Below are 13,854 nucleotides of genomic sequence, written 5' to 3' on the forward strand. Positions count from 1 at the left end.
CCTAGATTATTTATCGCGGTTTTCAACTTGTTGCTTCAGTTTCGCTAGCTCTTTTTCGATTTCATCTTGAGCTTGTAGCTCGGCAAACTCTTGGTCTAAAGATTTTGCGTTGCCAGTCTTAGCGTAAACGTCCGCTTCAGCTTCTAATTCATCCACTTTACGCGAGAATTGCTCAAACTTCGCCATTGCTTCGTTGGTTTTGCTTGAGTGCAGGTGTTTTTGAACATCACGACGGTTGCTTGCCGCATTGTTACGAATCATTAATGCTTGTTGCTTTGCACGAGTTTCTGCGATCTTTGTTTCAAGTTTACCAATTTCACTCGTCAATTTTTCGATGGTTTCATGAACCAAGGTTTGTTCGGTGTGAAGGCTCTTGATGATGTCTTCCAGTTTTTGCTTTTCGATTAGCGCCGCTCTCGCCAAATCTTCGCGTTGTTTGGTCAGGGCAAGTGTCGCTTTATTTTGCCAATCTAGAATCTGTGTTTCGATAGCTTCTACTTTACGCGCTAGCTCTTTCTTGTCAGCAATTGCTTTTGCTGAGTTGGTACGAACTTCAACTAAGGTGTCTTCCATTTCTTGGATAATAAGACGAATCATCTTTTCTGGATCTTCAGCCTTATCTAATAGTGCACTGATGTTTGAATTTACAATGTCTGCAAAGCGAGAAAAAATACCCATGAGGAACTCCTTAATTACAATGATGGCAAATGCGTTTCAAATCGTTGTGCGACTTTATCAATCCACTTGCTCAAAAATTTACGTTTGTTGTTAAACCTACCATAAATAATCCAAGTAGCGTGCCAACTTTTAAGCCATTTATTATTAGTTACTTACAATAAAATGGTGATTAACTCGAACCATGCTATGATGAATTTAGCCAAGTATTGGTATTTTTCACCACTATGGCTCTTACATGACCTCTCCAGCGATTAATTCACACAAGGACCCGCTATGCAGCAGAACCTCATTGGTGAATCACCTAGCTTTCTCTCTGTGTTAGATAAAGTTTCCCAACTCGCACCAATAGAAAGACCCATTCTGATCATTGGCGAACGTGGCACAGGTAAAGAGTTGATCGCACAAAGACTGCATTACCTTTCAAGACGTTGGGATCAACCTTTGATCTCATTGAACTGCTCAACCTTAAGTGAAGGTTTGATTGATTCAGAACTGTTTGGTCATGAATCGGGATCCTTTACGGGTTCGAAAGGGCGTCATCAAGGTCGTTTTGAAAGAGCAGAAGGCGGAACGCTGTTTCTGGATGAGCTGGCGACCACTCCCCTTGCGGTTCAAGAGAAACTACTGCGCGTTATTGAATACGGGCAATATGAACGTGTCGGTGGGCAAAAGGCGCTAAGTGCCAATGTCAGACTGGTGTGTGCAACCAATGCCGACTTACCAGACATGGCATTAAAGGGCGAATTCCGAGCAGACCTATTAGATAGACTGGCGTTTGACGTCATTACTATCCCTCCTTTGCGTGAGCGAAAAGAAGACATCATGCTACTGGCAGAATATTACGCCATTAAGATGTGTCGTGAATTGGAATTGGAGTTGTTTGTTGGCTTTGCCCCCTCTGCCGTTGAATCGCTTTTGGATTATTCTTGGCCAGGGAATGTACGAGAACTCAAAAACGTCATTGAGCGAGCTATCTATCAGCACGGAAAAGATCCATATCCTATTGAATATTTGGTGTTTAACCCATTTAAACCCGCATGGAAAACAGAGCAAGATTCCTCTCCGGAAACTGGCAATGAGCCGTCTAACAGCCATACTTCATCAGAGAGCTTGTTTTCTTTGCCGCTTGATTACAAAGCATGGCAAGAACAACAAGACATCAAGCTACTCAACCAAGCCCTCAAACAGAGCAAATATAACCAGAAACAAGCCGCAGAATTACTTGGGTTAACCTACAACCAATTACGTGGAATGGTGAGGAAGTACGCGATTGTCGGACAAGCTAACGATAAATAGCTGTCCACGCTTGATTATTATTTGGAGCCGAATAAATAAAATGTTAAATTGTCCGGATCTTGAGGCTCCTCTAACGCCTCGTTTCGAAAAGTATTTCTTTTTATGAAAGCACTAATAAGACTATCACTGAGCATCTGTACGCTGAGCTTTCTCGCTGGATGTGGTGAGAGTGTGAATCACGAGCAAATCCGTGAAAAAGGCTTCATTTATTGCGGCCAAGGTAATCCTAGTACCTTCAACCCACAGCTAGTTGATAGTGGCATTACCGCAGAATCGCTGAGTCCTCAAATTTTCGATACACTGCTCACTCTTGATCCGATGACGTACCGACCAAAACAGAACTTGGCGACAAGTTGGTCTGTTGATAAATCAGGTACAGAGTACACGTTCAAACTGCGCCCAAATGTTGCGTTCCAAACCACAGACTGGTTCACCCCTACTCGTAGCATGAATGCACAAGATGTGGTGTTTAGCTTTGAACGTGTCATTGATAGTTCAAACCCATTTCATTATGTGGGTGGCGGCCTATACCCGTGGTTTGCCGGAATCGACTTCAAGACCCTGATTGTCGATATCACCGCGGTTGACGACCTAACAGTGAAATTCCAATTAAGTCGCCCAGACAATTCGTTTCTCAATAACATCGCCACCAGCTATGCAGTCATTCACTCTAAGGAGTATGCCAATCAGCTCATTGCAGCGGATGAGAAAAATCGAATCGATTCCAATCCAGTCGGCACTGGCCCTTTCTACTTAGATGAATACCAAATCAACGACCTAGTACGCTTGAAAAAGAACAAGCACTACTGGAAAGGTGAAGTACAAATGGACCAAGTTGTGTTCGATACTTCGCAACGTGGAACAGGCACACTTGCCAAGCTTCTGCGTAGTGAGTGTGACGTGCTCAACTCACCAATTTCTAGCCAAATCCCTATTATTCAGGCTCATGAAGAGTTGAAGATTTCTGCTACTCCGGCGGTTAATGTCTCTTTCATCGCGCTGAATACTGAGCACCCTGCACTGCGTGACTCTCGAGTTCGTAAAGCGCTCAACTTAGCCATCAATCGTCAGAACATTCTTGATTCTGTGTATTACGGTACAGGAACCAAAGCCTACACCTTGCTTCCTCCGACTTCTTGGGCTCACCAAAAAGACAGCGTTCAAGTTCGCTACGACCGAAACTATGCGGTTGCGCTTCTCAAAGAAGCTGGCGTTGAACCTGGGTTAGAGCTTTCAATGTGGGTACCACTAGAGCCACGCGCATACAATCCAAGTCCAAGAAAAACGGCAGAACTTATCCAAGCAAACTTAGCCGATATTGGTATTGAATTGAAACTCTATACCGACGACCGATTTGACCGCACACAGTTGTCCTCTATTTCCTCAACAGACTTGTTGCTTACAGGCTGGATAGGCAATACCGGTGACCCGGACAACTTCTTACGTCCGCTGCTCTCATGCAGCTCTGAGCGTGCAGGGTTAAACGTCTCGATGTGGTGTAATTCAGACTTTGATTTCCTTCTCGACTTAGCATTAGAGATCAATCAACAAAGGCACCGTGTGAACTTGTACCGACAAGCCCAAAACATTCTCAATGAAGAAGTTCCTGTGATTCCTTTAGCTCATGGCGTGCAATTTCGCGTGCACGATCGTTCGCTAACAGGCTTTAAAGCAAGTCCTTTCAATGCCCAACCTTTTGATCAAGTCAGAAGAGAGGTGCAGTAATGTTTTGGTATACATTAAGACGTGTAAACTTATTCGTTATTACGCTAGGAATTCTGACCTTGGTAGGTTTTTCCCTGCTTCGATTAGACCAAACCTCACCTTGGGCAATTCAAGATTTTTGGCCCGGTTGGATTAGCTATATCACTGAATTATCGACGCTAAACTTTGGCCTAAGCAAACACGGTGTGCCTATCATCGATGAGTTGGTCCTGGTGTTCCCTGCAACGCTAGAGCTGTGCTTCTTTGCCTTTGTGTTGGCACTCATCATCGGTATCCCTTTCGGCACCATTGCTGGTATGAGACAAGGTAAATTTGTTGATACCACCATATCGTTCACCTCAATGGCCGGTTACTCTGCGCCTATATTTTGGGTCGCGTTGCTGATGATCATGGTGTTTTCACTGCACTTTGAAATGTTCCCAGTTGGTGGCCGATACGACCTACTTTACGAGATTGAACACGTGACTGGATTCGCGATGATTGACGCCTTTTTTGCCGAGGGTCGCTACCGTGCGCACGCACTACAAAGTGTTATCGAGCACATGGCGTTGCCTTGTCTTGTTTTAGCACTGGCGCCAACGACTCAGGTCATCCGATTGATGAGAGCGTCAGTGGCTGAAGTAATGACGCAAAACTACATCCGCGCTGCGCGAATTAAAGGTCTTTCCACTAGAGAGATCATCACGCAGCACGTGCTAAGAAACGCGATACCTCCGATTATTCCTAAGGTCGGTGTTCAGCTATCGAGTATGTTAACGCTTGCTATTGTTACCGAGTCTATCTTTAACTGGCCGGGCATTGGCCGCTGGTTATTGGATGCCTTATCGAATCAAGATTACGTTTCAATTCAAGCTGGTGTAATTGTGGTGGCTACCTTAGTTTTGACCGCTAATATTCTGTCCGATCTACTGGGCGCGATGATCAATCCACTGGTAAGGAAGGAATGGTATGCTAACAAATAACGTCTACCAAGAAGAACAGATTCCAACCCAGTTCGAACGTTTCTGGCGCAGCTTCCGCAGCAATAATCTAGCTATGTTTGGCTTGTGGTGTTTGGTGCTTATCATTCTGGTCACCGTCACTTCACCGTGGCTAGCCCCGCATGATGCACAAGAACAAACCGGTCACCTATTAACGCCGCCCTCTTGGGATCCTGCGGGAACGGTAGAATACTTTTTGGGTACGGATGACTTAGGCAGAGATATTCTCTCTCGCCTAATAATTGGCTCTCAGTTAACCTTCGGCGCCGCGGTGGTGATTACCTTTATCGCAGCCGTCATTGGTTGTCTGATTGGCGTACTTGCTGGTATGACGCGCGGTTTACTATCAAGCACGCTAAACCACCTGCTTGATACTGTTATGTCGATTCCATCTCTTCTGCTGGCGATTATCTTCGTGGCATTCCTTGGCTTTGGGGAGTTTAATATCTTGCTCGCCTTGTGCTTGGCACTGATCCCGCGCTTTATACGCTCGGTGTACATTGCCGTGCATGCTGAAGTAGAAAAAGACTATATTCTGGCTTCTCGCCTTGATGGTGCGAACGATTTTTACCTGCTATGGAACTCAATCCTTCCGAACATCCTTACCGTGATCGCTCTTGAAGTTACGCTGGCACTGTCAGTCGCAATTCTTGATATCACGGCTTTAGGTTTCCTAGGGCTTGGCGCTCAAGCACCGAGTACCGAATGGGGCTCCATCTTGGGTGATTCGGTCGAGTTGATTTACCTTGCGCCATGGACAGTTACCCTACCCGGCTTAGCTATTATGTTTACAGTTATCGTGATTAACCTCGTCGGTGAAGGTGTTCGCCAAGCGCTAAATGCAGGAATCGAATAATGCCGTTACTTGATATTCGACATCTAACCATCGAGATTGAGACCCCTCAAGGGATGGTTAAAGCCGTAGATCGAATGAGTATTACCCTCAATGAAGGGGAAATTCGTGGCTTAGTAGGTGAATCAGGCTCAGGTAAGAGTTTGGTTGCAAAAGCGATCGTCGGAGTATGTAAAGAAAACTGGAAGGTTTCTGCAGACCGAATGCGCTTAGGTAATATCGACCTACTGCAACTGACGCCGAAAGAAAGACGCCGAGTGATCGCCCGCGATATCGCAATGATCTTCCAAGAGCCATCAACGTGTCTTGACCCTTCTGAAAAAGTAGGTAACCAGCTCGTTGAAGCGATCCCTTCCCATTCGTTTGAAGGTCGTTGGTGGCAACGATTTAAGTGGCGTAAGAAGCAAGCGATCGCATTACTACACAAAGTCGGCATCAAAGACCACTCTCGCCTAATGGACAGTTACTCTTATGAGCTGACAGATGGTGAGTGTCAAAAAGTCATGATCGCAATGGCGATCGCTGCCAAGCCAAAAGTCTTGATTGCTGACGAGCCAACCAACGATTTAGACCCAATTACACAGTCTCAAATATTGCGTCTTTTGAGTCGTATGAACCAGATCAATAACACCACCATCGTGTTGATCGGCCATGACTTAACCACCATTACCCAATGGGCGACTCGCATTACCGTGATGTACTGTGGTCAATCGGTAGAATCCGCTGATACACCGAAGCTGTTGGATGCACCAAAGCACCCGTACACCGTTGCTTTGTTAAAAGCGATGCCAGACTTTAACGACTGGATTCCCCACAAGGAGAAGCTCCAGTCTTTGCCGGGGTCAATTCCACCGCTGCAACATCTTCCTATTGGTTGTCGATTAGGGCCTCGCTGCCCATACGCACAAAGGCAGTGTGTCGAGATCCCACATACGAAACGTATCAAGAACCATAAGTTCAACTGTCACTTCCCTCTGAATATGGAGAAGAAAAAGAAATCATGAGTGCATTATTAGAAGTCAGTGATTTGTCTAAAGACTTTACGACTCGCTCTGGTCTTTTCCGTAAAAAGATTCATCAGGCGGTGAAGCCAGTTAGCTTTTCTCTTGAAGCAGGCCAGACAATTGGTTTTATCGGCCAGAATGGTTCTGGCAAATCAACATTAGCCAGAATGCTCGCAGGCATGGTGGAGCCAACCGCAGGCGAGATCCGCGTGAATGGCGAAAAGCTAGAGCACAAAGACTACTCGACTCGTTGTAAGCTGATTCGAATGATCTTCCAAGATCCGAATACGTCACTTAACCCGCGCATTCAGATCGGTCGAATTCTTGAAGGTCCATTAAAGCGAAACACCAACATGCCTCCAGAAGCTCGTATGCGTCGTGTGAAAGACACACTACTGCGCGTAGGCCTTCTACCGGAACATGCGTATTTCTACCCTCAGATGCTTGCTGCAGGCCAGAAACAAAGGGTTTGTTTGGCTCGTGCCTTAATACTTCAGCCATCCATCATTGTTGCTGATGAAGCTTTAAATGGTTTGGACATGGCAATGCGCTCGCAAATCATCAATCTGTTCTTAGAGTTACAAGAAGAGATGGGCGTATCGTTCGTTTATGTATCTCAACACCTCGGTATTGTTAAGCACATTACCGACAAGATTATTGTCATGCATGAAGGCAATGTGGTTGAGAGTGGGGAAACAGATCAAGTGCTAACCAATCCAACTCACCAAATCACCCAAAGATTGGTTGAGAGCCATTTCTCCAAAGCGCCGAACCACTAACCTGGAATCACGCTACATTTAGCAGAGGGGAAAAGTATGTATCGAACAGCTTCAATGCTTCCCCTCTTGTTGGTGCTGTTGTCCTTTAACGCGACAAGCACACCGCTCACATGGCTAGATAGAAGCTTCGTCGAAACTGCCTTTTATAACGTCGCGCTTCAACACGAATACTCCCAAGGCAACAAACCGCTCGCCAAGTGGAAACAACCGATCAAGATTTGGATCGATCATCGAGTGGGCGATGAGGAACTGCATCAAGAGATCACAGAGCTTCATATCAAACACTTATCTGAAGTCACCCAACATCCAATAACAATCGTCAGTAAAGAGTCCGAAGCGAACGTTAAATGGATATACACAAGGCAGAGCCAGTGGGTATCTGAGGCGAAATCGGTGCTCAAGCTCAAATCAACTCAACATTTAAATAGCGCCATCTGCACGGCGGGCTATAGAACCAATTCTAAAGGCGAGATTGTATACGCTGGGATTGTAATCCCGGTTGATCAGGCAAGATCGCGAGGTAAGCTGGTCGCCTGTATCGTGGAAGAGATCACACAAGTTCTAGGCCTGCCGAATGATTCAGATAAAGCCTACCCTTCTATTTTCAACGACCACACGCCAGAAGACTTATTATCGCCGTTAGACGTAGTGCTACTGCAATTGCTGTATGAACCAGAATTGAAAGCTGGAATGACAAAATCTGAAGTAAAACCTATCGTTCGAAAGATACTCAAGAGATACAGCAAAACAGGTGTGCTTCAGCAAGCTTCTAAAGCCGCACAGCAAGCGCCTTTGTATCAGTTGATTGGGTATTGACGAATATACGTTGGAAGTAACTTAGATGGGATAATTGAATGATAGCGCTGCCTAAGAAAGGCAACGCTGACTTACGATGTTACTGTATTATGAAAGAACTAGCGCTTAGCTGCCTGCTTTTTCAATTCGAAGTCGAACTCATCCGGGAACAAGATAACGCCTTCTTCTTGCTCGTTCGGGAATACTACAACAGCAAGTTCGTCGTCTTCTAGACCGTTCGTCCAGCGACTGTGCCATTTGTTCAACGAAATAGACTCAGCTTTACACTCAGACCAATCACCCGTTGCCCATGATTCTGCGAACTCTTGGTTTGGCCATACTGGAACACAATCTTCATCTTCTGTGTTCAGCATTACACAACCGTGTTCATCGGTTAAGATCCATACTTCACGGTTTGCTACGATTTCTTTCACACAGTATTTCAGGCGTTGCTCGCCCGTATACTTGTTGATTTCAGCGATTTTTTTATCGTCTAGCTGTGTAGTCATCTTAATTTCCTACTTTAGTCAGTAACTTTGCTCTTAAAGCTATTTTATGCCGAGTGTTGTTAACTTCAAACATTATCGATGAAGAAGAAAGTCTACTTCAAAGAAAAACGCCTGCTAAATAAGCAGGCGTTTAATATTAAGCGACTTGATTAAACAAGCTCACCTTGTAGCCAAGGCCAGCCTTGCTTCTTACGGCTTAGTGTATTTTCCATCATTAATACGCCGCCTTTCTCGTGCTTAACCAATTTCTCAGCCCACTCACCTTTGTATAGAAGACGAGTTTGAGCAGTAGTGATATCTGTTAGCATTACCGCAGCGAACGCTAGACCGTCTTTCTCACAACGCTCTTCAAGATCAGCTTCTAGCGCTTCGATCATGCCGTCTACTTGCTCAAGAGTCGCAAGTTCAACTTGACCAACAACAACATCACGACCGTTGAATGGGTAGCCTTTAAGGTCTTTTTCTACTAGCTGTGCAGCAGATAGGCCTTCGATGTTTGTTTTTGCGATTAGAAGCGCTTTGATGAATGCATCAACGTCAGTTACGCCAGCAATTTCAGCAAGCTCAGCAACCGCGTCTTTGTCTTTTTGAGTACATGTTGGAGAAGCGAAACCAACTGTGTCTGAAAGAATTGCAGACATCATTAGTTTAGCGATTTGTTGAGAGATTGCGTGACCTTCAATCTTGAACATGTTGAAAAGTACAGTGTTTGTACAACCAACAGGCCAGATCCAAGCTTCCATTGGGTTTACTGTCATCACGTCGCCTAGACGGTGGTGATCAACAATACCTACGATCTCTGCATCAGCAACATCATCTGGTGCTTGTGCTAGATCTGAGTAGTCTACTAGCCAGATTTTCTCACCAGCAACAGAAGTACGAAGCTCTGGCTTTTCAGCACCAGCGACTTCTAGAATGTGTTGAGTTTCGCGGTTGATCTCGCCTTGGCGAATTGGTGTCGCTTCCTCGCCACGAGCCTTAAGAAGCTCAGTTGCAACTAACGCACTACAAATACTGTCACTATCAGGGTTTTTGTGACCAACAACTAAAATCATGTTTCTTCCTATTACACTAACAATTATGACTCTACCTTTAGAGCCTCTCTTTATTAGCCATACTTTACCTCATTTTTTTAGATTGGTCATGTTTCGTGGGTTTAGCCAATAGTAACAATAGATAAAAAAACAACAAATGCAATTGATAATTATTATCATTAGTATATATTTATCTTAATCCACTAATTTTGAGTAACACCTATGGATCGACTAATCTCTTTTTTGCCAAGCAGTAGTGCTGCGAAAACAACTCAGTTTTCACTGTCATTTAAGCGCCTGCTTTTGCCTGTCTCACTTGCAGCTTTGGTTGCAGCCCCAGCTACACGAGAGCTGACGGTGACTACTTTGTCAGACGCGTTTTGGGCAGTGTCTTGTTATGTTGCTTTAACCTTGGCTATTTACCACTGGTTAAGTCTGTACATAAACAAAGATAACGTCTTCAATAAGCTCGTCCATCAATCTCGTTCAAACCAAGTGGTATTCGCGGCTCTCATGGGCGCGTTGCCCGGCTGTGGCGGTGCGATAGTGGTAACCACACAATTTATCTCGGGAAAACTCGGATTTGGTGCGGTAGTTGCGGTGCTCGTCTCAACCATGGGTGACGCGGCGTTCCTGCTCATAGCGAGCGAGCCTAAGACAGGTTTAGCCATGATGGCGATGGGCGTGATCGTGGGTACTGCGTCAGGCCGAATCATTAACTTGTTTCACGCAGACGACTTCTTACGCCCAAAAAAAGCAGAGAAAAATGAAGTGGTGAGCAGCTGTGCTTCTCAATCTCAAGACAAAGAATCGGTCTCTAAAAAAGCGATAAACCTGCAAGGTTACCTGTGGTCTGTACTGATTATTCCGGGTGCTGCCGTTGCCCTACTTGGCTCTTTTCAAGTCGATGTGAACGAGCTGCTCGCTTTGCCTGAAATGTCGATGGAATGGGCGGGGACAGTTTTGCTGATCAGCTCGATGTTTCTGTGGGGGCTAACCCGTGAAATTGAGGATTACAAATCAGCCGTGAGTGAGGACGAAAAGTGTATAGGCTCTCACCCATTGCAAAAGACCGCTCAAGATACAAACTTTGTCACCGCTTGGGTGGTGGTTGCCTTTCTTTTCTTTGAATTTGGCTCTGTGATAGCAAATGTTGATTTTGCGACGCTATTCTCAAGCTGGGGCATCATGCTCCCCCTGGCTGGCGTGTTGATGGGTTTGCTACCGGGCTGTGGACCGCAATTATTGGTCACTAGCTTATACCTTTCAGGCGCCCTGCCACTTTCGGCTCAGGTAGGTAACGCAATTTCAAATGATGGTGACGCGCTATTCCCTGCGATTGCGATGGCTCCCAAAGCGGCACTGGTCGCGACCTTATACTCTAGTGTGCCCGCACTAATCTGTGCTTATAGCTACTGGTTTATATTTGAGATCTAACTTGATCAGAGTTAACTCCATAGGCTTCTGTAAGGTCGGTACTTTGTATCGGCCTTTTTGTTTCCGCCTGCTTAAGTCTTTCCACAGGTTCTTTTTACATTCCCTTCCTGCTTCACTGCTTCTACCACCTCTCTCAAACAGCGCGTTACAGCCTGTCTCAAAAACGCCCTCTATTAGCCCTGTATAATGCTTATTTAGAAACACCAACACTGATATCAAAAATACAAAAAGCCCCTGTAAGAGTGCTTACAGGGGCTTTAATTCAAGCTTTAATCTTGGTTCTTAAGACAAGACTTAAGAAACTTCGATTGGACCACCGAATGAAGTTACTGGAGGCAGTTTGCCTTGGAACTTCTCGAAATCAACCAAACATGTGTTTGCTGACGTTGCTTGAGCAAGTTCAGACGTACCGATGTCTTGAGTGAGTGTGTTTGGATCGCCGTATGTATCTAGCGCGCCCACTTTCTCGTTGATCGGACCGTACCAAGCACCTTCTTCGATACGAACAACACCAGGAGCGTAGCTATCCATTAGAACAGCACCTGCTAGTAGTTGACCACGGTCGTTAAACACACGTACTACATCGCCATCTTTGATGCCTTTCTTCTTAGCATCTACTGGGTTGATGTAGATTGGCTCACGGCCTTGTACCGCGTAAGTCGCACGCCACTCTTCAGATTCACACATCTGAGAGTGAAGACGCTTGTCTGGGTGACAAGATTGTAGCCAGTACGGGTGCTTGTCAGAGCCTGGACCACCGTGTGAACGTTCAGATTTCTCGAACCACATTGGGTGTTCTTGACAGTGCTCGTAACCCATGTTGCCAACAGTACGGCTTGTGATTTCGATGAAACCAGAAGGCGTGCCTAGTGCGTTGATCTCTGGATCTTCACGGAATGAAGCGTGACGAGTCCATGGCTTACCTTTGCCGAAGTCTAGGAAACCTTTCTCCCAGAACTCAGCAAACTCAGGCATTTCGAAGCTACCTTCGTTTGATGCGCGACATTCGTCGTACAGAGATTTAACCCACTGCATTTCGTCCATACCACGCGTGTAATCGTCGTAACGACCCCAACGCTTAGTTAGGCTAGACATGATCTCGAAGTCAGTCTTAGACTGGAACAGAGGATCCACTAGCTTGTGCATTGCGATCAAACCACGGCCAGAGTACGCGCCGTAACCATCGATATCGTTACGTTCCCACTGAGTACAAGCTGGAAGAACAATATCAGAGTGACGACAAGTTGCAGTCCAAGCGAAATCAACAGCCACTACAGTTTGTAGGCTCTTGAATGCTTTACGCATCTTGTTGCGATCTTGGTGGTGGTGCCACGGGTTGTTACCACTGAATACCATCATCTTGATGTCAGGCAGTGTCACTGTTGCGCCGTTTGCTTTGATCTTCTTACCTGGCTCTAACAGGCTATCTACCCAACGAGCAACAGGGATTACGCGGCTGTAACCGTTGTAATCAGTGTTAGTGTGCTTAGGCGATTGACCTTTGTCGATGTTCAGCGGGAATGAACCCGGAGCAGCGAAGCCAGTTGAAGATACACCGATACCAGAGTAGTGGTGACCGTAAGAGATACCACCGCCCGGAAGACCAATTTGGCCAACCATTGCTGCGATAACTGCACACATCCAGTAAGGCTGTTCACCGTGCTCTTGACGTTGGATACTCCAACCAACAAGAATCTGTGTACGACCGTTAACCAGCATCTTAGCGAAGTCACGAATAGAGTCCGCGCTTGCGCCACAGATAGCAGAAGCCCATTCTGGCGTCTTCTCAACTCTGTCTTTCGTTTCACCTTGAACGTACTTGATGAAATCTTCAAAACCTAGACAGTAAGTTTCGATGAACTTCTTGTCGTATAGGCCTTCGTTGTAAAGAACGTGAGCAACACCAAGCATGAACGCCACATCAGTTTGTGGGTTGATGTACATTTGCTCGTTTTCTAGGTAACGACCTGTTTTGTTTTTAACAGGGTCAACAGAAACAACATTGATCTCTTTCTTAGCAACTTTTTCTTTCAGCTGTTCTAGGTATGCGAACGACTCGTGAGTCTCACATGTCCAACCTACTTGAAGGTTTTTAACTGGATCGTTACCCCAAAGAACAATGTTGTCACTGTTTTCTAGGATAAGTTCCCAAGATGTACCTTGTGCGTAAACTTCAGTCGAACCTAGCACGTAAGGCATGATCGTTTGACCAGCACCTGTTGAGTAGTCACCGATTTTCTTCACAGAGTAACCGTGAAGTGCCATTGCACGTTGCATGTGGTTAGTACAGCTATGGAACTGACCCGTTTGTCTCCAACCAGTTTGACCTGTGTGAAGCGCCCATGGACCGTAATCTTTCTGTACACGTTCTAGTTCGCGGTAAACAAGATCTAATGCCTCGTCCCAAGTCACACGAACAAAACGGTTGTTACCACGCGTGTCAGCGCTGTATTTATGCTTCTTCAACCAATCTAGGCGAACCATAGGGTAACGCACACGTGATGGGCTGTAGATAATACCTTTAATACCTTTCAACATCTCAGTTGGGTGTTGATCGATTTCTAGAGGTTTAATTTCTTGCACTTTACCCGCGTAAACGCGAGCTCGGAATGCACCCCAGTGAGAACCAGAGACTTTCCACGCGCCGTCTGTTTCTGCAGCAGACGCTGATGCCGACGCCAATAAGCTTGGACCGATAACCGATGCCGCACTTGTAGTAGCGACACCTTTCAGAAAACTTCTTCTTGTAATTGCCATTGTGTTA

The 13,854-nt window shown here is 45.7% G+C and carries 12 protein-coding genes; 8 read left to right on the top strand and 4 right to left on the bottom strand.

All coding sequences use genetic code 11. The features are described from left to right. Nucleotides 1–6: 6 nt before the first annotated feature. The gene (gene pspA, locus AB4329_RS11255) at nt 7–678 is read right to left on the bottom strand and encodes a phage shock protein PspA (RefSeq protein ID WP_010440091.1); all 672 of its coding nucleotides are present in this window, start codon (nt 676–678) and stop codon (nt 7–9) included. Between the two features lie 273 nt (nt 679–951). On the opposite strand from pspA, the gene pspF reads away from it, so the two are divergent. From pspF to AB4329_RS11290, 7 genes are all read left to right on the top strand, one after another. Further along, nucleotides 952–1,974, top strand: coding sequence for a phage shock protein operon transcriptional activator (pspF, locus tag AB4329_RS11260; protein ID WP_017060309.1), 1,023 nt, complete (start codon nt 952–954; stop codon nt 1,972–1,974). Nucleotides 1,975–2,076: 102 nt separating this feature from the next. Beyond that, nucleotides 2,077–3,699 (top strand): ABC transporter substrate-binding protein SapA, encoded by a 1,623-nt coding sequence (gene sapA / locus AB4329_RS11265; RefSeq protein ID WP_017060308.1) that lies wholly within the window; start codon nt 2,077–2,079, stop codon nt 3,697–3,699. After that, entirely contained in the window at nt 3,699–4,661 is a 963-nt protein-coding gene (locus AB4329_RS11270) for an ABC transporter permease subunit (protein WP_017060307.1), read from the top strand. The genes sapA and AB4329_RS11270 overlap by 1 nt, the downstream gene beginning before the upstream one ends. Then, nucleotides 4,648–5,535, top strand: a complete 888-nt coding sequence (gene sapC, locus AB4329_RS11275) for a putrescine export ABC transporter permease SapC (RefSeq protein WP_017065331.1) — start codon at nt 4,648–4,650, stop codon at nt 5,533–5,535. The genes AB4329_RS11270 and sapC overlap by 14 nt, the downstream gene beginning before the upstream one ends. Continuing rightward, a complete protein-coding gene (locus tag AB4329_RS11280; RefSeq protein WP_017060305.1) occupies nt 5,535–6,536 on the top strand; it encodes an oligopeptide/dipeptide ABC transporter ATP-binding protein in 1,002 nt (333 codons plus the stop codon). Before sapC ends, AB4329_RS11280 begins: the two co-directional genes overlap by 1 nt. Next, nucleotides 6,533–7,315: an ATP-binding cassette domain-containing protein gene (locus AB4329_RS11285; RefSeq protein ID WP_017060304.1), complete on the top strand. Its 783-nt coding sequence runs from the start codon at nt 6,533–6,535 to the stop codon at nt 7,313–7,315. Before AB4329_RS11280 ends, AB4329_RS11285 begins: the two co-directional genes overlap by 4 nt. A 36-nt stretch (nt 7,316–7,351) precedes the next feature. Then, nucleotides 7,352–8,131, top strand: coding sequence for a DUF2927 domain-containing protein (locus AB4329_RS11290; RefSeq protein WP_029235328.1), 780 nt, complete (start codon nt 7,352–7,354; stop codon nt 8,129–8,131). Between the two features lie 98 nt (nt 8,132–8,229). Here the strand turns inward: AB4329_RS11290 and AB4329_RS11295 are convergent, their stop codons facing one another. Beyond that, complete coding sequence (locus AB4329_RS11295) at nt 8,230–8,619, bottom strand: DUF2750 domain-containing protein (protein WP_004734596.1); 390 nt, start codon at nt 8,617–8,619, stop codon at nt 8,230–8,232. 149 nt (nt 8,620–8,768) lie between these two features. Next, nucleotides 8,769–9,674: a manganese-dependent inorganic pyrophosphatase gene (locus tag AB4329_RS11300; protein WP_017065328.1), complete on the bottom strand. Its 906-nt coding sequence runs from the start codon at nt 9,672–9,674 to the stop codon at nt 8,769–8,771. 201 nt (nt 9,675–9,875) lie between these two features. Here AB4329_RS11300 and AB4329_RS11305 point away from each other — a divergent pair, with 201 nt between their 5' ends. Further along, complete coding sequence (locus AB4329_RS11305) at nt 9,876–11,090, top strand: putative manganese transporter (RefSeq protein WP_102332940.1); 1,215 nt, start codon at nt 9,876–9,878, stop codon at nt 11,088–11,090. Nucleotides 11,091–11,384: 294 nt separating this feature from the next. Here AB4329_RS11305 and torA read toward each other — a convergent pair whose 3' ends face one another. Beyond that, nucleotides 11,385–13,847 carry a trimethylamine-N-oxide reductase TorA gene (torA, locus tag AB4329_RS11310; protein WP_372138318.1) on the bottom strand — a complete coding sequence of 821 codons (2,463 nt, stop codon included), beginning with the start codon at nt 13,845–13,847 and terminating at the stop codon, nt 11,385–11,387. Nucleotides 13,848–13,854: the final 7 nt, after the last annotated feature.

The organism is Vibrio sp. 10N.261.54.A5, assembly GCF_041471145.1.
GTDB classification, from domain to species: Bacteria; Pseudomonadota; Gammaproteobacteria; order Enterobacterales; family Vibrionaceae; genus Vibrio; species Vibrio crassostreae_C.

Excerpts from the sequence above, each read along its gene's own strand:
- pspA (WP_010440091.1), bottom strand. The coding sequence starts at position 678 with ATGGGTATTTTTTCTCGCTTTGCAGACATTGTAAATTCAAACATCAGT.
- pspF (WP_017060309.1), top strand. The coding sequence starts at position 952 with ATGCAGCAGAACCTCATTGGTGAATCACCTAGCTTTCTCTCTGTGTTA.
- sapA (WP_017060308.1), top strand. The coding sequence starts at position 2,077 with ATGAAAGCACTAATAAGACTATCACTGAGCATCTGTACGCTGAGCTTT.
- AB4329_RS11270 (WP_017060307.1), top strand. The coding sequence starts at position 3,699 with ATGTTTTGGTATACATTAAGACGTGTAAACTTATTCGTTATTACGCTA.
- sapC (WP_017065331.1), top strand. The coding sequence starts at position 4,648 with ATGCTAACAAATAACGTCTACCAAGAAGAACAGATTCCAACCCAGTTC.
- AB4329_RS11280 (WP_017060305.1), top strand. The coding sequence starts at position 5,535 with ATGCCGTTACTTGATATTCGACATCTAACCATCGAGATTGAGACCCCT.
- AB4329_RS11285 (WP_017060304.1), top strand. The coding sequence starts at position 6,533 with ATGAGTGCATTATTAGAAGTCAGTGATTTGTCTAAAGACTTTACGACT.
- AB4329_RS11290 (WP_029235328.1), top strand. The coding sequence starts at position 7,352 with ATGTATCGAACAGCTTCAATGCTTCCCCTCTTGTTGGTGCTGTTGTCC.
- AB4329_RS11295 (WP_004734596.1), bottom strand. The coding sequence starts at position 8,619 with ATGACTACACAGCTAGACGATAAAAAAATCGCTGAAATCAACAAGTAT.
- AB4329_RS11300 (WP_017065328.1), bottom strand. The coding sequence starts at position 9,674 with ATGATTTTAGTTGTTGGTCACAAAAACCCTGATAGTGACAGTATTTGT.
- AB4329_RS11305 (WP_102332940.1), top strand. The coding sequence starts at position 9,876 with ATGGATCGACTAATCTCTTTTTTGCCAAGCAGTAGTGCTGCGAAAACA.
- torA (WP_372138318.1), bottom strand. The coding sequence starts at position 13,847 with ATGGCAATTACAAGAAGAAGTTTTCTGAAAGGTGTCGCTACTACAAGT.